General features: G+C 45.4%; 21 protein-coding genes. 13 read left to right on the plus strand and 8 right to left on the minus strand.

Features of this window, described 5'->3' with window-relative positions:
- Window positions 1-37: 37 nt before the first annotated feature.
- Both I4W93_RS02505 and I4W93_RS02510 read left to right on the plus strand, forming a co-directional pair.
- Window positions 38-736, plus strand: coding sequence for a tellurite resistance TerB family protein (locus I4W93_RS02505; RefSeq protein ID WP_205310007.1), 699 nt, complete (start codon window positions 38-40; stop codon window positions 734-736).
- A gap of 143 nt (window positions 737-879) precedes the next feature.
- A complete protein-coding gene (locus tag I4W93_RS02510) occupies window positions 880-2,133 on the plus strand; it encodes an Nramp family divalent metal transporter (RefSeq protein ID WP_205310006.1) in 1,254 nt (417 codons plus the stop codon).
- Window positions 2,134-2,162: 29 nt separating this feature from the next.
- Here the strand turns inward: I4W93_RS02510 and I4W93_RS02515 are convergent, their stop codons facing one another.
- Together I4W93_RS02515 and I4W93_RS02520 are read right to left on the minus strand one after the other, a co-directional pair.
- Window positions 2,163-3,161, minus strand: coding sequence for a sugar phosphate nucleotidyltransferase (locus tag I4W93_RS02515; protein ID WP_205310005.1), 999 nt, complete (start codon window positions 3,159-3,161; stop codon window positions 2,163-2,165).
- A gap of 126 nt (window positions 3,162-3,287) precedes the next feature.
- Window positions 3,288-3,644, minus strand: a complete 357-nt coding sequence (locus I4W93_RS02520) for a DUF3718 domain-containing protein (RefSeq protein ID WP_205310004.1) — start codon at window positions 3,642-3,644, stop codon at window positions 3,288-3,290.
- A gap of 178 nt (window positions 3,645-3,822) precedes the next feature.
- Between I4W93_RS02520 and paeA the strand changes: the two genes are divergently transcribed.
- Window positions 3,823-5,130: a polyamine export protein PaeA gene (gene paeA / locus I4W93_RS02525; RefSeq protein WP_205310003.1), complete on the plus strand. Its 1,308-nt coding sequence runs from the start codon at window positions 3,823-3,825 to the stop codon at window positions 5,128-5,130.
- Between the two features lie 27 nt (window positions 5,131-5,157).
- Here the strand turns inward: paeA and I4W93_RS02530 are convergent, their stop codons facing one another.
- Window positions 5,158-5,769 carry a DUF5610 domain-containing protein gene (locus I4W93_RS02530; RefSeq protein WP_205310002.1) on the minus strand — a complete coding sequence of 204 codons (612 nt, stop codon included), beginning with the start codon at window positions 5,767-5,769 and terminating at the stop codon, window positions 5,158-5,160.
- A gap of 157 nt (window positions 5,770-5,926) precedes the next feature.
- Between I4W93_RS02530 and I4W93_RS02535 the strand changes: the two genes are divergently transcribed.
- Entirely contained in the window at window positions 5,927-7,108 is a 1,182-nt protein-coding gene (locus tag I4W93_RS02535; protein ID WP_205310001.1) for an MFS transporter, read from the plus strand.
- Here the strand turns inward: I4W93_RS02535 and I4W93_RS02540 are convergent.
- Window positions 7,070-7,810, minus strand: a complete 741-nt coding sequence (locus tag I4W93_RS02540) for a pseudouridine synthase (RefSeq protein WP_205310000.1) — start codon at window positions 7,808-7,810, stop codon at window positions 7,070-7,072. The genes I4W93_RS02535 and I4W93_RS02540 overlap by 39 nt on opposite strands.
- 279 nt (window positions 7,811-8,089) lie before the next feature.
- Between I4W93_RS02540 and I4W93_RS02545 the strand changes: the two genes are divergently transcribed.
- From I4W93_RS02545 to I4W93_RS02575, 7 genes are all read left to right on the plus strand, one after another.
- Window positions 8,090-8,611 (plus strand): RNA polymerase sigma factor, encoded by a 522-nt coding sequence (locus I4W93_RS02545; protein WP_205309999.1) that lies wholly within the window; start codon window positions 8,090-8,092, stop codon window positions 8,609-8,611.
- Window positions 8,604-9,083: a hypothetical protein gene (locus I4W93_RS02550; RefSeq protein ID WP_205309998.1), complete on the plus strand. Its 480-nt coding sequence runs from the start codon at window positions 8,604-8,606 to the stop codon at window positions 9,081-9,083. The genes I4W93_RS02545 and I4W93_RS02550 overlap by 8 nt, the downstream gene beginning before the upstream one ends.
- A 9-nt stretch (window positions 9,084-9,092) precedes the next feature.
- Window positions 9,093-10,067: a DUF4097 family beta strand repeat-containing protein gene (locus I4W93_RS02555; protein ID WP_205309997.1), complete on the plus strand. Its 975-nt coding sequence runs from the start codon at window positions 9,093-9,095 to the stop codon at window positions 10,065-10,067.
- Between the two features lie 192 nt (window positions 10,068-10,259).
- Window positions 10,260-10,727: a nuclear transport factor 2-like protein gene (locus I4W93_RS02560; RefSeq protein ID WP_205309996.1), complete on the plus strand. Its 468-nt coding sequence runs from the start codon at window positions 10,260-10,262 to the stop codon at window positions 10,725-10,727.
- A gap of 29 nt (window positions 10,728-10,756) precedes the next feature.
- A complete protein-coding gene (locus I4W93_RS02565; protein WP_224673222.1) occupies window positions 10,757-11,494 on the plus strand; it encodes an alpha/beta hydrolase in 738 nt (245 codons plus the stop codon).
- Window positions 11,495-11,582: 88 nt separating this feature from the next.
- On the plus strand, window positions 11,583-11,996 hold the full coding sequence (locus tag I4W93_RS02570) for a GNAT family N-acetyltransferase (protein ID WP_205309994.1): 414 nt from the start codon (window positions 11,583-11,585) through the stop codon (window positions 11,994-11,996).
- 111 nt (window positions 11,997-12,107) lie between these two features.
- Window positions 12,108-16,175: an AAA family ATPase gene (locus I4W93_RS02575; RefSeq protein WP_205309993.1), complete on the plus strand. Its 4,068-nt coding sequence runs from the start codon at window positions 12,108-12,110 to the stop codon at window positions 16,173-16,175.
- A 58-nt stretch (window positions 16,176-16,233) separates the two neighbouring features.
- Here the strand turns inward: I4W93_RS02575 and I4W93_RS02580 are convergent, their stop codons facing one another.
- From I4W93_RS02580 to I4W93_RS02590, 3 genes are all read right to left on the minus strand, one after another.
- Entirely contained in the window at window positions 16,234-17,502 is a 1,269-nt protein-coding gene (locus I4W93_RS02580) for a hypothetical protein (RefSeq protein ID WP_205309992.1), read from the minus strand.
- Window positions 17,499-18,047 carry a hypothetical protein gene (locus I4W93_RS02585; RefSeq protein WP_205309991.1) on the minus strand — a complete coding sequence of 183 codons (549 nt, stop codon included), beginning with the start codon at window positions 18,045-18,047 and terminating at the stop codon, window positions 17,499-17,501. Before I4W93_RS02585 ends, I4W93_RS02580 begins: the two co-directional genes overlap by 4 nt.
- Window positions 18,048-18,203: 156 nt before the next feature.
- Complete coding sequence (locus I4W93_RS02590; protein ID WP_205309990.1) at window positions 18,204-19,310, minus strand: phosphoribosylaminoimidazolesuccinocarboxamide synthase; 1,107 nt, start codon at window positions 19,308-19,310, stop codon at window positions 18,204-18,206.
- A gap of 238 nt (window positions 19,311-19,548) precedes the next feature.
- Between I4W93_RS02590 and I4W93_RS02595 the strand changes: the two genes are divergently transcribed.
- Window positions 19,549-20,865, plus strand: a complete 1,317-nt coding sequence (locus I4W93_RS02595; protein WP_205309989.1) for a DUF4397 domain-containing protein — start codon at window positions 19,549-19,551, stop codon at window positions 20,863-20,865.
- A 63-nt stretch (window positions 20,866-20,928) separates the two neighbouring features.
- Here I4W93_RS02595 and I4W93_RS02600 read toward each other — a convergent pair whose 3' ends face one another.
- Window positions 20,929-22,398: an OmpP1/FadL family transporter gene (locus tag I4W93_RS02600; RefSeq protein WP_205309988.1), complete on the minus strand. Its 1,470-nt coding sequence runs from the start codon at window positions 22,396-22,398 to the stop codon at window positions 20,929-20,931.
- A gap of 282 nt (window positions 22,399-22,680) precedes the next feature.
- Between I4W93_RS02600 and I4W93_RS02605 the strand changes: the two genes are divergently transcribed.
- The gene (locus tag I4W93_RS02605) at window positions 22,681-23,751 is read left to right on the plus strand and encodes an efflux RND transporter periplasmic adaptor subunit (protein ID WP_205309987.1); all 1,071 of its coding nucleotides are present in this window, start codon (window positions 22,681-22,683) and stop codon (window positions 23,749-23,751) included.
- Window positions 23,752-23,771: the final 20 nt, after the last annotated feature.

A 23,771-nucleotide genomic window follows, 5' to 3' on the forward strand; every position in this document is an offset into this window, starting at 1 on the left:
GTCAGATAAAAATCGAATAAAAAGCAGAGGCAAATAAATGAATACCAAAGGATTATTAGATCAGTTATTTAAGCATGGCTCGGCGTTGCTATCAGGCAGCAATAGCGCAGGGACCGCTCGCTCAGGGGCCCCGGCCAGTGGTGGTTTGGCGGGTTTACTATCTGGCAAAGCCGGGGCGGCGTTAGGTGGTGGCGCTATCGGCCTGTTGTTGGGCAGTAAAAAAGGCCGCAAAATGGGCGGCAAAATTTTAACTTACGGCGGCCTGGCGGCGCTGGGTGTCGTGGCGTACAAAGCGTACAGTAATTATCAGCAACAACAGGGCGCCAAAGTGTCGCAGGCCGAGCCACAAACCATTGACCGGTTAGCGGCGCCGCAAGCTGAACAGCACAGCCATGCTATTTTGCGCGCTATTATCGGTGCTGCCAAATCTGATGGTCATATTGATGATCGCGAACGCGAGCTTATCGACAACGAAATTGCGCGGTTAACCAGCGATAGCCAATTACAGCACTGGTTTGATGCTGAGCTTAAAAAACCGCTCGATCCGGCTGATATCGCGCAAAGTGCGACCACACCCGAGATAGCCGCGGAAATGTATCTGGCCAGCGTGTTGGTGGTAGATGAAGAGAGCTTTATGGAACGCAGTTACCTGACTGAACTGGCCCGTCAGTTAAAGCTGGAGCCGGCATTAAAAGCGGAGCTGGAGCAGCAAGCCAGGCAGGCCGTCAGTGCCTGATGCATTTAAAACCATGGCAAACGTCACTTTGCTAAAGTGGCGTTGCATGCTGACATAAGGCTAGGGTGGAATATCTACAGTTTTGGCAGGATGACGCAGCCCTGTGCTAAGGTAGCGCCATCTGTGGTTATGAACCTGAACTTATGTCTAAAAAACTATCATGCTTTGGCCCCGCTACCTTAGTCACTGCCGCTTTTATCGGTCCCGGCACTGTAATAACCGCCTCGTTGGCCGGTGCTAATTATGGCTATGCGCTACTTTGGGCACTAGTATTTTCCGTATTTGCCACTATGGTGTTGCAAGAAATGGCAGCCCGGCTTGGCATAGTAACCGGCCGTGGCCTGGGTGAAAACCTGCGTGAATTGGTAACGCTACCCTTGCTGCGCTGGCCGCTACTATTATTAGTTGTGGCGGCTATTGTCATCGGTAACAGTGCTTATCAAGGCGGTAATATTAGTGGCGCAGTGTTGGGCGCTGAAGCACTTTTTGCTGACGTTTATTTAATAAAATACTGGCAAACGGTTAGCGGCCTAAACCTTTGGGCATTGATATTGGGAGCTTTGGCTGCAGCAGTACTGTGGTTTGGCCAATACAAGTGGATTGAGCGCTGTTTAATCGTGCTGGTACTGCTGATGAGCCTGGCATTTATTGGCACTATGTTGCTAACCAAACCTGATCTGCCAGCATTATTAACCGGCGCATTATTACCTCAAATTCCAGCTGGAGCCCTGCTTACCGTAGTGGCACTAATTGGCACTACGGTAGTGCCGTATTCACTTTTTTTACATGCAGCCAGCGCAGCACAAAAATGGCCAAAAGGCAGTATCGATACTACCAAAGCACTGAGCGCATCACGCACCGATATCGCTGTAGCCATTCCTTTAGGCGGGCTTATTTCGCTGGCCATAGTTTCGACTGCAGCAGCCGCTTTTTTTGGTAGCGGCCAGCAACTGGAAAATGTTACCCAGCTGGCGCAAGGTCTGACGCCATTGTTTGGCAGCGCCGCTACCTGGTGTTTAGCAATAGGGTTGATGGCGGCCGGGTTGTCTTCTGCTATTACTGCTCCGTTGGCTGCAGCTTATGCGTTGTCGGGCCTGGTCGGTAAACCACTGAACCTGACGCAACCGCTGTTTCGCTTAACCTGGCTAGTTATTATTGTAGTTGGCGTGCTGTTGTCGTCGCTAGGCATTCGGCCCCTCAGTGTTATTTGGTTTGCTCAGGTTGCCAATGGTATTTTACTGCCGCTGATTTGTTTGTGTTTGTTGCTGGCTATGAATCACAAGGTATTGGGGCAATATAAGAATAACCGCTGGCAGAATTTATTGGGTGTCTTGGTATTATTGGTAAGCTTGTTACTAAGCGGCCGCAGTCTGGCATTGGCTTTTTCACTACTATAGCCATCCTTGAAAGTACCTGTTGCCAACGTTTAACAGTAAAGTGGATGATGGTTTTGTAATGGTAAGCGTTGTACCGGCGTGAGATTGGCCGGACCCAGCAATGTACTATGGCTGCTGGCCAAAATCGGCCATGGTTGTTCGGGGCCGTCTAGCCAGTCTGGATGCTGCAGTACATCCAGTTTACTGTGGTAGTATGCCGCTAGCGTGCCGACATCGCGCCAATAGTGTGGCAAGCTTTGTGAACCTGGTAGTTGGTTTTGGTTAAAATCGTAAACACTGGCTTGTTGCCGGGCAAAAAGCGTCGGTAAAATATCGTGACCAAAGTCACAACTGTTGGCCGGATCCCGGTTGACTAAAGCCTGATACAAGCTAGCCGCATTAAACAGATAGTTTCCCATAGACGCCAGTGCAAAACCCGGCCGGCCAGGTATTTCCGCTACGTTGCTCTGTGGTTTTTCAGAAAAACCACAGACACGGAAATCACTGTCGACAGCAAAAATACCAAAATGATGCGCCAATGCTACGGGTACCGAAACAGCTGACACAGTAAGTGCAGAGTGTTGCTGCAGATGAAACGCCAGCATTTGCCGGTAATCCATTTTATATACATGGTCGGCACTGAGTATTGCCACCACCTGTGGACATTGATCGCGAATATGGCTCAGCTGAGACATCACGGCACCTGCCGTACCCTGGCAAGCCTGCTCTGGCGCCTGATACAACGAAAAGCTACCTTTTTGTGCAAAACGAGGTTGCCATAGTTTGTAGAGATGTTGCTGCAAACTGTCGGGTTTATATTGCGTTAACAGCATTAGTCGGTGGAAGCCGGAGTGCCATAAATTGCTTAAAACAAAATCAATAATGCGCCGATGGCGCACGAGAGGTAGCGCAGGTTTGGCATGCTTTAAGGTGAGCGGTTGCAGCCGCTTGCCTGCACCACCAGCCAAGACAATGCTTAGTACCTGGTTTAACGCGATGTCGGGTTCTGAATTATTGCTATCCAGCGCGGCACGACCAAATGAATTCATGACTGACACCGTATTAGCCCTATAGGTTAATAAATGTACAGTAGATCAGCATTACGTGCTTGATATGTATCAAATGAAAGTGTGATATTGTTTAAAGCGCCATAAAAGACGCTTTAAACAGAATCGTTACTCGCCGATGCGGGTACGTATTTCGTTGACCAATGGTGAGGCTTCAAAACCATTGCTGGTTGCCCAACCGGCATAATCAAATTCCGCCAGGGTTTTTGATGGCATTTGTTTTACTATAAAAGTGCCTGACTCGTAAGCGTCGCTTCTGATGGCAAACTGCAGCATATTTTCGTTATTGCATTTAATGCTGTCATAAATATTACGCACGTTAACCCGGTTTTCCGTTAACATTTTACGTAGTTGATTACGATTATCGTCTTTTAAGTATTCGCAAATGCTGGCTACCATTTGATCATCAGCCATTGCAGCGTTACTTAATAACAAGGTTAGTACAGGAACTAATAGTTTTTTCATAAGCCCTCCCGGGCGCTATTTAATAACGCTGAAAGTATAGTGTGACTTTTGCATATTGGTACAAAAGCGAAATAAATTTCAGTGATTATTTTCAGCCGCTTAGCAAGTTTAGTCATCGAACAGGGCTATACTAGGCACAATAAAAATTGCGGGCATGTCGCCCGTTGCAGGAGAGCAGATGTCTACGCTGGAATATTTGATACTAATGTTATTACTGGTCGCCAGTAGTGCGTTTTTTTCTATTTCGGAAATAGCCCTGGCCGCGTCGAGAAAAATGCGTTTAAGGCTGATGGCAACTGAGGGCAATGTTAATGCCGAAAAAGTGCTGGCACTGCAGGAACATCCGGGTAACTTTTTTACCATAGTTCAAATTGGCTTAAATGCGGTGGCAATCTTAGGCGGTATCTTAGGTGAGTCGGCATTCACGCCATACTTTACCTCGTTGTTGCAGTTAATGTCAGACGGCAGTTGGGTGCCCAGTGCGGGTTTTGCCTTGTCGGTGTTTTTTGTCACCTCGCTGTTTATTCTGTTTGCCGATTTAATGCCAAAACGACTGGCAATGATAGCGCCGGAAAAAATTGCCACCAAAGTGGTAAGTCCGATGTTGTTTTTAATTATGCTGTTAAAGCCGTTTGTTTGGCTGTTCAATGGCTTGGCTAATTTATTTTTTAGCCTGTTTAACGTTCCCACCATGCGCAAAGACGACATTACGCCAGAGGATATTATTGCCATGATGGAAGCGGGGGCCCAGGCCGGGGTGCTGCAAGAGCATGAGCATCAACTGCTGGAAAACGTGTTTGATATGGAGTCGCGCACTGTAACCTCGGCTATGACGGCGCGGGAGAGTTTAATCTTTTTTACTCTGAACGAGTCACAAGACAATATTAAAACCAAACTGGCCGAGCACCCGCATGCCAAGTTTCTGGTAGTAGATGGTGTGCTGGATAAAGTAGTCGGTTATGTCGATACCCGCGATATTCTATTGCAGGTGCTACACGACCAGCCCATTTCGCTGAAAAAAGAGGGCATAGTGCGCTCGCCGCTAATTATCCCTGATACCTTGTCGTTGTATGAGGTGCTGGAGCACTTTAAATCTGCCGGGGTCGATTTTGCCATCATCATGAACGAATATGCGTTGGTGGTTGGCATTATTACGCTAAAAGACGTGATGAGTATTGTGATGGGTGAACTGGTAAGCTCGGAAGAAGAGCAAATTGTCGCACGCGACGCCAACTCCTGGCTGGTCGAGGGGTTAACACCGCTACAAGATGTGATGCGAGTGCTGGATATTGACAGTTTTCCTAACCCGGAAAGTTACGAAACCATTGCGGGTTTTATGATGTATACCTTGCGAAAAATTCCGAAGCGCACCGACTTTGCGCTGCATGGTGGTTATAAGTTTGAAGTGGTTGATATTGACAGTTACAAGATAGACCAGCTGCTGGTTACCCGGCTGACTGCGCCAGAAGGTGCACATATCACCTGATACTGGCGCGGTGTGGGTGAAAGCCGGTTATACCGGCTTAGTTTCAGTATCAGCGGGTGGCGTATCCTCTTGTTGCTTCGCTGCCAGCTCTAGCATTTTCTCGCGAAAACTTGCCAGACCTTGCATCACCATGTCGTAAGTGCTGTCTACACCCGTCTCAACGTCACCTTCGTACACCTTTAAGCCTTTAAGAATGTCTTTGGCATCCGTAAAGCCCTTGTCGATGCCTGGAGTTATCACTGCTAAAAAGTTATCAAGGGTTTTTTCTTCAGATTCAGCGCCAGATAGCTCTTTATAGCGACTATAGAATGCGGTGGCAAAAGCTATTATACGTTCTGCCGTAGCCTCGGGTGAGGTATCAATTCCTGAGTCATAGATTTTTTGGCTGGCATTTTCGCCCAGAACCGGTTCTAGCTCTGCATTGATACCTTCCAGCGCGGTTTTGTAAAGTAGGCTTAACGAGTCGTTATTGCTGCGCAATGACACTTGTTCATTGGCTTTTAATATCGCGGTATTTTGCGTTCTCTTAGCCTGTGCAGCGACATCTTTTATCTCGCGGTTGTCTTCTGTTTTAACTGCATTGGGATTTTGCCTGCTAACGCCCATTGCTGAGGCGTTGTTATTGGACGTAATGGCCATGATGCCGCTCCTGAAGAAATTAACCATAGTATAGCCTGTAGCAGGTTAACGGCAGTAACGGGTGAAACTTTAATCTTTATTGTCTATGGGGTGCTGGCTCGTTTGTCTAGCAAAATAGCTTTATACTAGCCGCACTTATCAAAGCGGATCTGTCGCTGTGATCGAATATAAAAGCCCGGCATTTTACCGCAGCAGTTTTGCCTTGTGTTTAGCCGCTGTGGTGGTGTTTGCCAACCTACATTTATTACAGCCGTTATTGCCGGTGCTTAGCCGTGAATTTATGCTAACGCCACTGCAAACCAATTGGGCCTATAGTGTAGGCACGTTAGCCCTGGGCTTGTCGCTACTGGTTTATGCAGCATTGTCTGATGCCTGGGGCCGGAAAAAATTGCTGTTACTCACCTTAGTAGGCATGACGCTGACGACGCTAGCCTTAACTCAGGTAGAAAGCTTCGCCGCGTTGGTATGCTTAAGGGCACTGCAAGGGCTTTTTCTTGGCGGTTTGCCAGCAGTCGCCATTGCTTACATGGGCGAAGAGTACAGCAAACCGGCGCTGGTTGCGGCGGTGGGGTTTTATATCAGTGCAAATTCACTGGGTGGAATTAGCGGACGTTTAATGGCGGGTGCGCTGGCGGATATTGGGCACTGGCAATGGGTATTCTGGCCTGTTGCCGTGCTGGGAATACTTTGCTGTTACTTGGTTTGGCGTTATTTGCCAGCGGCGAATGGTTTTGTTGCTAAACCTTTCCGGCTGCGCCAGGCCTTAGCTGACAACCTGTTTCATTTGCGTCAGCCAGTGCTGTTGCTTACGTATTTAATTGGTGGGCTTAACTTTTTTATCTTTTTAAATCAGTACACCTATATTGCCTTTTTGTTATCCGATGCACCGTATAATTTGTCTAGTTTCTGGATTGGCCTGCTGTTTGTTACCTATTTTACCGGCACAGTGGGTTCGGCTATATCGGGTAAGGTAGCACTGAAACTGCCCGTGCCATTGGGTATGGCATTGGGTGTGGTTATTTTGATGCTTGGCACCTTGGTTACACTCGGTTCCAGTCTTTTGCTTATTGTCGCGGGTTTTTTTATCAATGCCTTTGGTTTTTTCTTAACGCATTCGCTGGCCAGTAGTTGGGTTAATCAGTGTGCTAGCCGCGCTAAAGCCAGTGCCAGCGCGCTTTATCTGGTGTTTTACTATGTTGGCGCCAGCAGCGGTGGTATTTATTTGCAACCCTTCTGGCATTGGCTAGGCTGGAACGGCATTGTCATCGGTGCCTTGCTGATGTACGGCGTTACACTGCTGCTATGTGTCTGGCTGTGGCAGCGCAGCCGGTTGAAGTAGGCTTGCTACCTCGGTGTCGGACAATGGCCGGTAGTCGCCTACGGCCAATTCAGCCAGGGCAAAAGCACCAATGGCTATGCGCTGCAAACTAACAACCCGATAACCTAATGCTTTGCACATGTAGCGAATTTGCCGGTGCAGGCCCTGCGTTAGCACTATATGAAACTGCTGTGTGCCGCTTTGCCATATCTGGCAGGGCAGTGACTGAAAGCGCTTTAAGCCCAGTTGCCAGCTAACGCCAGTGGCCATGTGTTGCAAAAACGCGGGCGAGATGCTGCGGTCAGTGCAGACCACATAGGTTTTGCTGTGCTGCTGATCTGGGTGCAGCAACCGTTGACCCAAGGCTCCATCATTTGTTAGCAGCAATAAACCACTGGAGTCTTTATCCAAGCGGCCAACCGCAAACAGGCGCTGTGGTAGTTGCTTTAACAACTGATAAATACTGGCGTTGTCGTGCGGCCGGTTATTACAATTTATGCCCACAGGTTTATGGTATGCCAGGTAGCATGCTGTGGTGGGTGGCAATAGCACGGTATTATCAATAGTAATTAATTCGGCGCTTGTTACCGCATCTGTGTGCTTTGCCGGTGCGCCATTAATGTTAACCCGGCCCTGAGTAATTAAGCGTTGTGCTGCACGGCGCGAGCAATGGCCACACATTGCAATGTATTTCGCCAGGCGATGTGAAGGCGTGCTACTCATATAAACACTTTAATATCAAAGAGCCGTATAGTAACCGAACTGCCGTCACTTTCACAAAAACATCTTCTGCTGGTAACACAACTGACACGGAGCCCGGCCATACTGCTTCGCGCTACACCTTCCTTCCTGGATTATTTAGCACTATTTAGTGGCGGGAGCCTGGCTCCCGGTTTTCTTTGGCACCAATGTGGCTAAAAAAATTCTACATCGTTTAAACCTTTCGTTTTACCCTAACGACTAACCTGACAATACATCATTAATCTGGTCCAAAGGACGTTTATGGCAACGGAGCTTGCGCAGGCAATCGCGGCGGCAAAAAACGGCGATAAGCAGGCGTTTCACAGCTTGTATCAGCAGTTTATCGGCCGGGTATATGCTATTTGCTGGCGCTTGCTGGCCAACCGGCAAAAGGCTGAAGATGCCAGCCAGGATGTGTTTATAAAAGTGTGGCAGCAGTTGCCGGCGTTTCGTGGTGACAGCAGTTTTGCTACCTGGCTGCACAGCATAGCTACCCGCACGGCAATAGATATCTGGCGCACAGAAAAATATCTGCGCCTGACCGATAGCAGTGACGAGTTGGAGTTAGCAGAGCAAAGCGTGGCCTGCAGCAGTAATGAGGCGCCGCTGGAGCAAGCCATTCAGCGCTTGCCAGCACAAGCGCGAGCTGTATTTGTTCTGTTTGCCCTGGAAGGCTATCAGCACCAGGAAATTGCTGCATTGCTGGGTATCGCAGAAGGTACGTCAAAAGCGCAGTATCACCGCGCCAGACAACTGTTACAGGAGTGGTTAGCTGATGAATGAACAGCAATTAGATAATGCTATCCGAAATTTAAACCGCGACCTGATGCCAGAGCGTGAGCTGTGGCCGGATATCGCCGACCGGTTACCGGCACGGGCAGCGGTTAAAACTCCTTTAGGCTATTGGGCCAGTGCCGCAGCTGCGGTGTTAATGGGTGTAATTGGCTGGCAACTGACTATTTTACCCACGTCGGCGCAGCGCTCAGCGGCCATGCCGACGGCTGAGCTGATGTTGCTGCAGGTATACGAGCAACAAAAAGCGCAGCAATTAAGCCAGGTTGCCGCTGTCGCCGAAGGTTTTGATAATTGGCAGCAGCAACTACAGATTTGGGACCAGGCCATTGCTCAAGTGCGCCAGGCCTTACAGTTTTATCCGGATGAACCGCAGCTGTTAGCGCAGCTGCAAAACTTATATCAACAGCAGCTTAGCTTTATTCAACAAGCCACACTGCAACAACCTTTAACAATCAGTTAGGAGAGTCGCATGCAAACAGCAACCAAAACCCGGTTTACCGGCCTGGCAGCATTAGTATTACTGGCCGCCAGCCAATTGGCCTGGGCCGATGCGCAGGAAACCGTCGATGAAAGCCGCAACGTAACGGCAAACGAGAAAATTTACCTCGAAGTCATGAGCGGAGAAGTAACCATTAAAGCCGTTGACGGCAACCAGTTTAAAATTGTTGGCAAACTGGATGAAAAGGCTACCGGCTATACGCTGGATTCAAAAGACGGTTTTACCCGCTTTGAAATGACTATGCCACGCCAGGTTAATTATCGTGGTAATGAGAAATCCAACGGAGCTGATTTACGTGTTGAAGTGCCCATCGGCAGCACCTTGGAGTTTAAAGGTGTAAACAGTGACGTAAGCCTGAGCGGCATTAGCGGCGGCAGTAAAATAAGCACCGTGAATGGCAAAATTGCGGCGGCCAATCTGTCAACATTGGTACAGTTAAATACTGTAAATGGTGAAATAGGCAGCAAAGACAACAGTGGCCAAATTGAACTAAGTTCGGTAAACGGTGAAATTACCGATGTCGGCTCATCTGGACGTATAGATTACAGCGTGGTAAATGGCGAAATTGAAGCCAGAACCAGCGCAGAAGAAATCAGTGTTAGCACAGTAAACGGTGATGCCAAATTGAAAATGAGCGGCACGCAGCGCCTTAAACTGAGTACAGTAAACGGCGAAATTGAAGCCGAATTGGCTAATTCAGCTAGCCCGCGCATCAGCGGTAGCAGCGTAAGCGGTGATATCGAGCTTAAGCTGGACACTAATGTTAACGCCCGGTTTGATATTAAAGCCTCGGCCGGTGGCAGCATTGACAATAAACTCAGCAGTGACAAAGCCACTAAAGCCAAATACGGCCCGGCCCGTAGCCTGCAATTCACCTTAGGCGGTGGCGATGGTAGCATAGAGCTAAGCACAGTAAGCGGTGATGTAGAGTTGGATAAGTTGTAAAGCGGATTAAAACATTACTTTTCTGCCAACCAAAGGCCGCAATTGCGGTCTTTGTTATTTGTAGTATCAAAGGCGGATACACGATAAAAATGGTTGATTTACATTTAGATAGCAGCATAGACTCAAATTAATTTGGATTTTTAGTTTGGGTGTTTAAAACGTGCGAGCGTGAAATAATAAATGGAGTTTGCAATGAAACATAAGTTACTTTCTGCTGTTGCAATTTTTTTGTCGCTATCGGCCTCATCAACGGAGACAGAAATAGATTTAAATGCTTTTGCACAGCAGTATTTTAAGGCGATGGTGGCGACCCAGGCGCCTGATGCGACAACACAAGATCTGGAAAACTACCTGGCACTTTTAACCGATGATATCGGTCATTCGCATTTACCTTATGTTACCGACGATTCGCGCCAGCCTGATGGCAAACAAGCGATGCGAAAGGGCATGACGTTTTATTTGGGCGCCCACACCGAACATAAAGCAGAGCTGCTGGATGTGTTTACCTTTAACCAGACGGCTATTGCTATTCGCTACAGCAACAGCGCCAAAGGAATTCATCCGCAGCACAAGCAAGCCATTTCTTACAGCCAGATCATGATGGAAGTACTGGAAATGGAGAATGGCAAGGTTGCGGTTATCCGCAAGTATCATCAGTAAAGTCGTTGCAGTACATTTGGAATGTTCAATTGAAATATTTAGTTCTGCTGACAATCATATTTACTGCGCAACTTGCGAGCGCGGCTGAATACCGTGTGCTTCATGATACACAAACGCAGCGCGATATTCCCATTCACATCAGTTACCCGCAGGACAGGTTGGCGTGTAGCGGCGAAAGCCCTTGCCCGGTGGCGTTGTTAAGTTCCGGCTATGGCGTGCCGTATGACAACTACTCGTTTATCAGCAACACGTTAAATGCTGCAGGTTATCTGGTAGTGGCAGTGCAGCACGAGCTGCCGGGCGATCCGCCGTTGGCGGTGAGTGGTGATTTGTATAAAGCCCGCAGCGAAAACTGGCAGCGTGGTGCCACTAGCCTTGAGTTTGTTCGTACTCAGTTGCAACCGAGGCTGCCAGGCTATAATTTTGCCGACATAACCCTGGTGGGGCATTCCAACGGAGGCGATATTTCGACCTGGTACATTAACAGTGCAGCGGGGGCTGCAACGCAGTTGATCACGCTGGATCATCGCCGTGTGCCACTGCCTCGGCTTGAAACGGTATCTGTATTGTCAATTCGTGGCAGTGATTTCCCTGCCGATGACGCTGTGTTATACAGCGAAACAGAATTGCGGCAGTTTACTGCTTGTATCGTTCGGCTTGTGGATGCCAGGCATAACGACATGACAGATTTTGGCCCGGATGCGCTTAAACATAGACTATCAAATACTATCCGCGCTTTTGTCGGCGGGCGTTGTTTTAGCGGTTAGCGCATAATTCACTGCGCTTATTCCATCAATAATGCCGCTTGGCTCTGGTATGCTATGCCGCAACTAAAGCAGATTATATCCAATAGCCATGAGCAAATTTATTAGTGACACCAGCGCCGAATTTGCCGAACAGGCAAAACAGAACATCGCCGAGTTCAATGCGCAGCACTGGAATGCCAGTAAGCGCCAGGCGCTGGGGCTTAAGCAATTAAATGCGGCCGGTGAGCTGGTGGCGGCATTGGCCGGGCGTACTTTTGGTAACTGGTTTTATTTAGAGTCGTTTTGGCTGGCCGAGACTGAGCGCGGCAAAGGCATCGGCAGTGCCATGCTGGCAGAGGCAGAAGCCATAGCCAAGGCGCGAGGCTGCCGTTTTGTGGTATTGGATACGCTGGAGTTTCAGGCTAAACCGTTTTATCAGCGCCATGGTTACCGCGTAGAGTGGGTGCAGCAGGATTATCCGTTTGCCGGCGGCGCGAAATACTTTATGACTAAAAATTTGTGAAGTAATGTGAATGATTTTTAAGCTATTGTTTTCCTAAAATAATAATTGCTTTTTTTGGGTAAAAGCAATTTAATCGGGTAAATCGATTTTCGTAGTTGCTGGAACAAACTATTGATATACCTTCCATTTGTTCGTGAAAGCGACAGAGTAGAATTTTACAACGCCGTTTTTGGATTTGTTACATACGAATGTGTCAATACCAGCTTCAACGTTGAAATGCTCGTAAAGTTAGACGTGTTTGAACCGCTGTTGCAGATAGTGTGTTTGGATTGTGTAGCGCAAAAAGGCGATATTGATTGCTCAACTGCCTATATTAAAATTGAGGGGGATCAGACTTCTGCGCTAGGATTTAAAGCATGTATTTTTGCAGAGGATGTAAAGGTTACGCGGATAGGGGCAGATACCAGCGTTGAAAACCTGATACGTTTGCATCCTGTCTGGTGTAAGCTAAAAGTCTGGCAAGAAATACTTGGAAAAAACACTACCTCTGAGATTAGCTTGGCAATTACTGCGTTAAGGTTCTTTTTTTTAAATAAACATCCTCAACCCAGATTTGATTTTTCACCACATCCAGGACAGCTCTCGTTACCTGCGCTAATAGACAACTTGTTGTCATTTCTAAATTCTGAACCGACTCAATTCCTAGAGAAAATAACCTCAAATGACAAGCTTTGTGTTGTTGACCCTTATTTTGGTTTCAGCCGAATATTTGATTTTGATGGCTTCACTCGACGAGTTGAGGGTTTAGTGGCAGGTCCAGAGCAAACAGAATCTTTAAATTTTTTTGATGATGAATTTGAAGAAAACTTTCTTGAGGAGCTTCTTATGACAGAAAATGATAGTGCAGAAACAACTTCTGACAATGCTCACAACACCGTAATTTATCAATTTCAAAAACCTAAAGATGAACTGTTTGATGTGCTGGTAGAGCAACTTTGCCTAACCTACTTTGGCCGTCAAATGTTATTGGGAAGTGTAGATAAGCAACTATCAAACTTTCACGGCAATGATCCAATTAGTCATCAGGATTTGCTTGCAGCTGTTTTTTCCAGCTCAGCCTTGAGTGAGCTGTGGGCAAAAAATGTTAAAAGAACCTCTTACTCTCTGCTTTTCCCAGAGAAAATTTATCATCTATTTGATCAGCTTCCTGGTATTGTCTCATTCAGGTCTTATGAAAAGCGAGACACCAGTAATACAATTCATTTTTTTCGGCATATTCTTGAATTTAAGACAGATATAACTTCAAAGCTGGTGAAGTATATCGAAGATTTAATAGAAAGCATGCCATTGATAAATGACACGCCACAATTAATGGAGCTCTTGTGGTTTGGTCTGAAGTCGTTGAAAAGCTCAGCTATTCTAAAAGAGTTTTTTGAGATAAATACTGTACAATCTCTTGAGGATGTTCGTGTTACCAGCAATCGATTGAATGCATATTTAAAAGAGCAGGTAAAAGGCCAACCGGAAGCTCTCAGACAAATCATTAATGCTGACATGTGGTCTAAGTTTAAATCTGGTAAAGGCTTGAAAAGTATCTTTACTTTTGTTGGACCAAGTGGCGTAGGTAAAACGCATTTAGCTTTACGGTACTCGAACGCACTTCGCACTATTGAACAAACCGGATACAATTTTATTGTTTATAACATGGAAAACTTCAGTGATGAGCGCGCAGCTTCATCGCTGGTTGGTGCGGGTATTCAATATACAGATACTTCTGCCGGAACCTTAACTTATAATGTTGCTCTGGCACCTCGAAGTGTTATCTTGTTTGATGAAATCGAAAAAGCACACCCGAATGTTTTACAAACACTGCTAACACTAATCGATTCGGGAAAGCTAAGAGACGAATCTACCCAGCGCATCGTCGATTTTTCACAATGTATTGTTATTTTTACCTCGAACTTAGGCCATACAACTTTTGACAAAGCTGAACATATAGGTGAGTTGGATGTTTTTCAGGTTCTTCGGCAGGCAAAACTACCTAACACCAATACTGTACCGTTATCACCAGAGTTCGTTAACCGTTTAAGCGCCGGTGCTGCTATAAGATTCAGGCACCTGAGCACGTCGAGCTTATTAGAAGTCGCTTCTGCGCAAGTTAAAGCATTGGATGCCGATGACGGCGGTATTCTTGACTATCAGCTCGATACTAGTTTTGCCGCCGCCATGGTATTTAGGCAACTACCATCGCCTTCTGTGCGGGGCTTCAAGGCCCAGGTAACATCTATGTTGTCAGAAGCCAAACAAAAGCTTTTCGGATTGCCAGAATCGAGTTGTAATTTAGCAAAAATAAATAAGCTTAAAATTACCACTTGCCCCAGTTGTTTTAGCTTTGGAGTTAAGACAGGCCTGATTGTGTGTATTGGTCAAAGAGACGATTCCACAGCATTTTTGCACTCTCAATTACCAAATTATAATTTTAATTTTGAGGGTTCTCTAAATTTCGATCAAAGGCCTGTTTATTCGAATAAAGTTGATGCAGTCGTGGTTAATGAAGCGACCTTATCACCAGCAGAAATTAAAGCACAGTTAACTCTTGTGCAGCGCTATTTCAAAACTCTGCCACTCGTTGTTATATCTACTAATTCTTGTGCTGAAGAGCAGTATGATGATATCTCATTGCATATTCGGCCAGACCAGCTGAAAAATACGGTATCTTATTTATCACTGTTATTAGCTACTGATCGAATAGTAAGAAGAGCTAAGCAAAAGCAGCACGCTTTTAATTACCAGTTAAATGTGAGCGAACTTGCAGAGGATGCGGTTACGTTAAGCATTGATCAGGCAGTTTTCAAACCGCTCATTTCTGTCAACCGGGCAGAAAACGGTGTGGTTGGTCTTTTGCGCGAACGACCAGATATTCGGTTGAAAGATGTTGTTGGCCTGCAAAGAGCAAAGTTGCAGCTTGAAAGAGTAGTTAACTGGTTAAAAAATCCCGACTTACTGTCGAGTCAGAATGTGGCCTTTCCTGCAGGAATGTTGCTTGCTGGACCACCAGGAACAGGAAAAACTATGCTTGCAAAAGCGTTGGCTGGCGAATGTGACTTGCCATTTATCAGCTTAAGTGTTGGAGATTTAATTAGCAGCTTACAAAATGGCACGGCAAGCAAAATTGACCAGGCGTTTAAAGAAGCTGCAGATATTGCGCCTTGTATTGTTTTTATCGATGAAATTGACACTATCGCATCAGCTAGAAAAGCAGGTGATATCAGTGGCAACAATGCAGTCAATACATTACTTACCCATTTAGATGGCATCCAAAAAAGAGCTGAGCCAGTGTTTGTATTGGCTGCAACTAACTTTCCTGAAGCATTAGATCCTGCAGTTTTACGGGCTGGTCGGTTAGATGAAGTCGTATACTGCGACTTACCTGATAAAGCAGCACGGCGTGATTTTTTAACTATTCTAGCCAAGAAATATAATTTGCAGCTTAGCCAAAGTGAAGTCATCAGCTTCGCCGACATGACAATAGGCATGAGTGGTGCGCAAATGGATAAAATTTTTCGTGATTATCTGTATTGTGCTTCGACAGAACGCCAAACAGACAACCGTTCTATTGACTACAAACTGATGCGGCAGGCTATTGCTAATGTACTTTATGGTAGTGCCAAACCAACCAGCAGCTATTCAGAGCAGTCAAAAATTCAAACGGCCTGGCATGAAGCTGGACATTTACTGCTCTCGAAACTGTTACTGCCCCATCACTCCATCAATTTTGCAACCATCGAACCTCGCAATAAAAGCTTGGGCTTTGTTTCCCTTATGCGTGATGAAACTCAGGGGTCTATGACTGCAAGTGAGATAAGAGCTCAAATCGCCGTCGCTATGGCTGGCCGTGAGGCAGAGCGCTTGCAAAGCAGTGATTATGATGTGTCGGCTGGGGCATCTGGAGATATCAGAACTGCTACACGCTATGCAATTTTCGCCGTATGCGAGCTTGGTTTGGATCCGGAATTTGGACAGTTAAATATTAAAGAACTGGATAATCGTATGATATCTTCTGATCTACAGCAACTCGCAGAATGCAGAATTAGATACTGGTTAAATGAAGGACAACAAACAGCAGCGCAAATGCTTCAGCAGAACAAGGCGTTACTGAAAAACATTGCTGACGCCTTGATCGAGAGAGAGTCGTTATATCCAGATGACATAAAACTGCTGTTCTCCAGTGCTGCCTAAAGCTATTAAAAATACAAATTTAAAGCAGGTCTTACCATATTTTCTTTATTAATGGCGTTTAATTTTTCATTCTTAATTCAAAGAGTTCTGAAATTGCTGAATTATCGTTTAGCCAATAAGACAAATACTGACCACGCTCTGGTTTAATCAGAGCTTTTATATTTTTATCATTGAAAAATGTCAAAATTTCTTTTGAGTATTTGCAGAAGTATGTCAGTTCTGTATGGTATTTTTCTATAGCTTTGTCGATCAGAGAAGTAAGCTCTTGACGTGAGAGTAAATTTCCATAGAGTTGAACAACCCCTTTTAAATATAAGTCTCTGACTTCAATCGGATCAACTTTATCAGAAAGGTGATTATATAGTTCAGAGATAATTTCAAGTTCACTTAAAATATGTGGCTCTTTCTCAAAGTCGTTTAATATGGCAGAAGAAAAACAAATTAGATCTACAGATGATAAAAATGACAGAGTTTTTCCTGAGCTGATTATTTGTTTTTCAAATTTAGATCCATTGTTAAAGGGTTCAAATTTTAGTAGTGATATCTTTTTATGATGAAAATTATCAACCATATTAAAAATGCAGGATAACGCATTGTTGAAGTTGCTATGTCGGCCTGAAGAAAACAAAAATTTAAGCTGCTCTGATTTAATTTTGAAAACAGATATGACATTAATAAATTCTGATTTATCTATATTTGATTTGCAGAAGAAGCTTTTATTAAATTCTGAAGATATGACACTCGGCAGTATATTAGAGATTATTTTCATGACTTCTGAGATCTCTAAAATATAACTTGAAAACTCTTCAGAAAAAATTTTACCCTCTTCTGATTCCATAAAGTTTAGGAATGACTTGTATTCGAGTGTATCAGTCTCAGAGTATGTATTGATGGGTTCGAAGTTAGACTTAATCTGATAAAAACACTTCTCAAAAGCTTTACTCTTTTCAATAAAATTTACTAAATTTGTAGACAAGCTAATTAGTTCTTCAGTATTTTTCTTGAAAGATAAAACGCTCTCTAATTCATTTTTGACTAAAGTATCTACAGTCTGCTCTAGCTTAGAGAATGTGTTTCTGCTCTCTATACTCAGAGCCCTATCTGCAATGACCATAGCTGTAAATGCTCCACCGACCGCCACAGCAATACCAAGCGTAGCAGTTGAAACATCTGATACAAAAGACCATTTATCTGAATGCAATCCAATTAATGGAAATAAATGCCCGTCTGAAATGTATAAAAAAAATAAAAATGACAAAATAAGAAAAAATGTAGTGTATATTATAAAGTATGTCGGGTAACTTATTGTTTTTAAAATATTTTTCATATTTCGTGCTCTCCCTGCTTAAAAAAGCTTTCAAGGAATTCGTGGTATAATTTGGGGAGATAAAAATACGAGCTATCACTGCATTTTTCTGAATCGAAATAAACTCTTATTTCAATTAGCCAAGTGTTTCTATTGTTTGATGAGTTATTTTCATTTGCCATGAAAATAACTTTGGCTATCTCGCTTATATTTTTTATTGTTCCAGAGCATTCAAGCCGACTGTATTTTTGGCTTTCGTCGTTTTCCTCAATGAAATTGAAATGTTTTTTCATCTTTGAGAAGAAATCTTCTATGGTCCAAAAATCGCTTCTTCCTTCTCTAGGCTCAGGATCTAATTCAAACCTGTAATCAACATCATTTAGCTCATCCCCCCAATCGCCGTTTAAGTCAATAGCAAAATTATACATTCTTGCACCAAGGGAGTTTATGAAAATTTCCGTTTGTATACTGTATCTGAATCTGAAGTAATCAAGAATTTTACTTACCCGACATTTACTACCCAGTGTTGCATATAGCAGAGAGGGAAACGAGTCATTATTTCTCAAAGTTAATCCTCAACGATAAAACTAATAAGTTACTAACCTAGAAGAAAAAAAGCAATATGTATAGATGGCTACTATAACGCTTAATAAATGACAACCAACAATAACAAAGCCCGCGATGCGGGCTCTGTTGAGTGTTGAGTATTGAGTATTGAGCTCTTAGTGGTTAATTAAGCCGTAGTGCTTATCCAGCACGGCAATAATTTCCTCTTTCGGGTTGGCCGACAGCTCAATCTTTTTACCAATAACTTTTTCCGCTATACCCAAATAGGTGCGGGAGATATCCAGCATTACTTGTGTGGGCAGGGCGTTGTCACGTGCTAAGGCCGCGCGCTCTGACATGCGATCTTTATTTAGCAGAATATCCGGCTCGGGGAAATTATTTAGCAGCCATTGCCTAAAGCCTTCTTTTGACTGCTCGACAATCTTGCCACTGCGCCAGCTTTCGCCATCCCAAATACGTGAACTGTCTGGTGTGCCAACTTCATCCATATAAATCAGTTTGCTTTGGCCTGTGGCATCTTTAACGTAGCCAAACTCAAATTTGGTATCGACAAACATCTGGTCCAGTTTGGCCAGCGCATCGCTGATTACGCCGAAGCCTTGTTTTAAAAGCTTTTCGTATAAATCGATATCTGATACTTGCTCAAAACCAAAGGCAGCGCTGTGACGTTCGATATCAGCACGGGAAATATTCACATCATCGGCTTCCGGTACGCCGTCTAATCCGCTCAGAATACCTTTGGTTGAGGGCGTAATTAAAATCTGAGGCAGCTTTTGGTCTTTTTGCAGCCCTTCCGGAAGGGTAATACCGCAAAACTCCCGCTCACCTTTGCTGTAAGCGCGCCACATTGAACCGGTAATATATTGGCGGGCAATGGCCTCAATTTTAACTGGCCGGGCTTTTTGTACTATCCACACCAGCGGGTGCGGGATATCCAGAATATGGCTGTCAGCCAACCCATGTTGTTTAAACAATGAGAACCAGTGGTTGGAAATTGCATTTAACGCCGCACCTTTGCCCGGCACGCCGTTTAAGTTGTTTTCACCATGCCAAATGCAGTCGAAGGCGGAGATACGATCGCTAATAACCATAATGGCCAGCGGCGTATCGGCGGCAACCGGGTAGTTTTTCTCGCGGATAAGCCTGGCGCTGTCTGCCGTGGTTAACCAATAAACGCTGCGCACTTTGCCGGAGTGGACCGGTAAATCTGTACGAATTGGCAAGTCGTCATTGACTGCCAAAACCTGAGTTGCAAGAGTCATCTTCACTTCTTCTGAGGCTGAGAAAAGGCGCGCAGAGTGTAGCAGAATCTGCGGCGTAACTGAATCTGTCTGTACAGCTTATCGTGATGGGGTAGCTGGTAGTAGGTTGGGCCGGTCCAGAAATACTGTAACCTTTGTAACTAAGCGTAACCAACTGTTTTTAATAGTAAACTGCCATAGCTAAAGCTGCGGTTAGTCCGTACTCTGAGCCGGTCTTTTTATCCTCAGGAATTTTCAGATGAAACCAGTTTATTTAGCACCCCTGCTCGCACTTAGCAGTATTTTAATCTTAGCGGGCTGTGGCGGTAGTAGCAGCAATAGCAGTGCAACAGCAGAAACGTATTTGCAGTTTTATAACGGTGCAGCAAATAGTGGCAATACGTCATTAAAAGCCGGTGATATTGCAATTGGTACTGCTGTGTACGGTGATGTCAGTGCGCTGGTGGCGATAAAGCCAGACAGTTATAGCCTGGAATTAACTGACGTGGTAACGGCCGAAGACTTATTAACCGAAGATATGGCACTGGCAGAAGGGAAGAAAACCCTGTTTATTCTGACACAGCAAGAAGACCAGCTGGATTATCTTAGCTTGAGTTTTACCCGCGATGATGGCCTGGAAAATCAGTTCAAGTTGCATCTGGCTAATTTATCAGCCGAAAATCCTCAGCTGGATGTTTATATGAGCGCTGAGAATAAAGGCTTTGCCGATGCCGAGCTATTAGATGCGTTAGCGTTTCAGGAAATAAGCTCAATTAGCGCTGCAAAAGACATTGGTAAGTTTAATCTGTATCTTACCGCCGCGGGCACAACCACACCGCTGTTTGTGGCCAACAGCGTTAATTTTGCTTATGCCAACCACTATGTACTGATTGTGCGCGACAAACACGGCCCTATCGCCGAGCAATTGTCAGTCGATGTGGTATTGAATTCGTCTACGGTCACCGCTTATGACCATGCTGATGCTCAAGCACAATTCCGCTTGTATAACAGCTTGGCGCAACCTGTTAACGTTGAGATTGATAATCAGCAGCTTACAACACTGGCGCCGAGCGGTTTTAGCAACTATTTGCCGTTAAACAAAGGTGATTACAGCTTGTCTCTGCGTACAGCAGATGATCAGTTATTACTAAACAGCGCCCTGTTAAGTCTGGTGGCTGGCGATAGCAAAGCTGTACTTGTTTATGCGAATGAGCAGCAGCAAGTTGAAGCCTTAAGCATTGCTGAAGCTGATGCACCGCAGTTAAAGGCCCATGATATCAGCGTGGCTAACCTGGCGGCCGATTTTGACAAACTGCACTTTTACTTTGTGCGTCAGAACGAGACTATTTCGAATGCGCGTTACAGTGTTAAAAACCTGGCGTTTAAAAAACAACAAAGCTTGAATCTGCCAAAAGACTACTATGCTATTTCATTGGTGCATGTAGCGGAAAATGGCAGCACCACTTTACTGGATAAAACCGCTAGTATGATGTTGGAACCAGGTAAACATTACATGTTGCTGGCAGAACAAGATGATGCTGCGCCATCTGGCTACAAGCTAAAGCTGGTGCATTAAGTTTTAGCACGTATGAAAAAGGCGATCTCCGGATCGCCTTTTGCGTTTTATCCTCAAGCGGGTTTAGAAGCTGTAATTAGCCTGTATGGCTAACAGCTGGCCTTTATTACTGTATTGGCCCTGAAAACCACTGTTGTAAAGCGGCTGATCTTGCACATTGTATTCACGCTCATTCACGCTGATATCGCCGGTAAACAGATAGCCGTAGGCGAAGTCCAGACTTAATGTGTTACTTAATTGCCAGTTGGCACCTACCGTTAACCAGACCCGGTGATCGGTGGGGATGCGGGCAGTTTTATGGCTTTGGCCAATCGGGTTTTCGTCATAGGCCACACCGGCTTTTAATGTTAAATCAGCTTGGTATACATAGGTCGTACCAAGTGCGAATGACCAGCTGTTTTGCCAGTATTCCGGAATATAACCAATGTAACCTTCACTGTTCAGGTTGGGGGGCAATTGTGTATTTAAAGAAATGCTTGGGTTGATGTCATTGCTTACAATATCAATGCTTTGAAACTCGCTCCATTGAGTCCAGGCGGCACTGAATTGTACTGATAATGCTGTTGTAATCTGTTGATCCAAACTAAACGCGGCGCTGGCCGGCGTAGTTAAATCTAGTTGGCTGGCTTCTACTAAACGGTCATTGGCGGCCAGTTTGCCGCTGCGTAAATCAATTGCCGGCAGGTTAGGTGCTACTACAGCAAAATTTGGGTTACCGGCTACATTAGCGCCGGTAATAGGCGTATTGGTAATAATAGAATCGCCTTTTAGCGTGTAACGTACTGCCGAGTGCCAGGTTAATGCCAGCCGCGTACCTTTTACCGGTTCGCCATGAATACCTAAGGTATAACCAAAGGCAATATCATCACCTTCAACTTCGTAGTGGCTGTTGCAGTAGGCATCGTTGTATACCGGCATGCCAAACATGGCATTGGTAGTAGCTTCGCCTAGCTCACATAAACCACTGTGATCTTTAAATTTTGATAGGGTACCTTCAGCATGGTTTAACGAGATACCGGCGCCTAGCGACCACTTGTCATTTAGCTTGTACGCCAGTGCAGGCTGCAAGCTTAATACTTGTACTGCGGTTTCATCTGCAAAGTAACGGCCAACAAAATCGTCGTTGTAATCTGACGACAAGCCGAACGGCACATAAAAACCGATACCCCAGCTTAATTTTTCTGACATTTTATTGGCGTAAAACACAAAAGGTACCAGCTCATTCAAACTATTTGCGCCTTCACTGCGACCAACTACCGACTGGCCGTTAGCGCTTTGTGCTGTTGCGTTACGGTAATTGGTTTTTGCGCTGATAAGGTTTAAGCCGCCGGACAATTGTGCACCGTCCAGTTCGGTTAGGGCGGCAGGGTTGGAATACACCAGGCTGGCATCAGTAACCTGAGCGCCACGGCCGGCATAGGCATTACCTATGCTACTGACAGATTGTTCAAATAATTTATAGCCTTCAGCGTGCGCCGACACACCACAAAGGCTGCAGATAACGGCGAGAGACACGGCAGTTTTTCGAAACATATACATACCCTGTTGAATGTAAAAGCGGCAGTATAAAGAGGTTAAACGTTAGAGTATAGGCTCTAAAATCTAACTGCTGATTGTTTGGCCGTTATAACAATAGGGTTTATCACCAATAGTTAGTGTTTTTGACTAAGTTAAACGAGCGATTACTATGGGTTGAAAAATGAATTTATTCTATCTTGTTGAAATTATTCATGAATTAATGATTTTAATGGCTGGCATGGCAGCTGCATTAGTAATGTTAACTTGCTCAGTTTTTTGTTTTCCAAAGGATGAATGATGAAAACGTCACATAATTTTAAACTTACCGCCGCTGCAGTCATGTTGGCCAGTGCATTACTTACTGGCTGTAATCAGGCTAATAGTTCCACCGCTGCCACTAAGGCGGACGCCGTGGTAGCCATCCCCGTAGAGGCGGTGTTGACCCGTCAGGGCCAGATCAGCAGCAGTTACCGCACCACAGCCACGCTGGAAGCACGTGCAGAGGCGGAAGTGATCAGTAAGGCCACCGGCATAGTGCAAAAAATACTGGTAGAAGAAGGTGACAAAGTTACCGTCGGCCAGTTGTTGGCCGTGCTGGACAACGAACGTCAGCAATACAGCCTGAACAAAGAAAAAGCCGAATTAAGCCGCTTGAGCAGCGAATTAAAACGCATGGAAGAGATGTACCAGCGTCAGCTGATCAGTGCCGACGTGTTTGAAAAGCTAAAATGGCAGTTTGATTCGTTACAGGCTTCTGTAAGCCTGGCCGAGCTTGCACTGAAAGAAACAGAAATTCGCGCGCCAATAGACGGTGTGGTAGCGCGCCGCTATGCCAAAGTTGGCCAGTTAGTGAATCAGCATGCAACTCAGTCACTGTTTCATCTGGTATCTAACCAGCAACTCGAAGCGGTGGTGCATTTACCTGAGCAGCAACTGGCACAAGCTCGCGTGGGGCAGCAAGCCATGCTGCAATTTGCGGGTATGACGCCGGTGAATGCAGAGCTGGTGCGAATTTCACCGGTGGTGGATGCTTCATCTGGCACGGTGCGTGCCGTGTTAAAAGTGGCCAATGCGCAGCAACAGCTAAAACCTGGGATGTTTGCCCAGGTGCAACTTCAGTTTGATGTAAAAACTGATGCGTTATTGCTGCCCAAACGTGCCCTGATGAGCACCGACAACACCCAAACGGTGTTTGTTATCGACAGCGAGCATAAAGTCAGTCGTAAGCAAGTGCATTTAGGTTATCAGGCTGACAACACGGTTGAAATACTGTCTGGCCTTGAACTGGGTGAGCAGGTAGTTATTGCCGGCCAGTCAGCACTAAAAGATGAAGCCTTGGTAAATGTAGTTACCGTTCGCCAGTTTTAAGAATAATAATAACAACGCTC

The sequence above is a fragment of the Rheinheimera maricola genome, assembly GCF_016918075.2.
Classification (GTDB): domain Bacteria; phylum Pseudomonadota; class Gammaproteobacteria; order Enterobacterales; family Alteromonadaceae; genus Alishewanella; species Alishewanella maricola_A.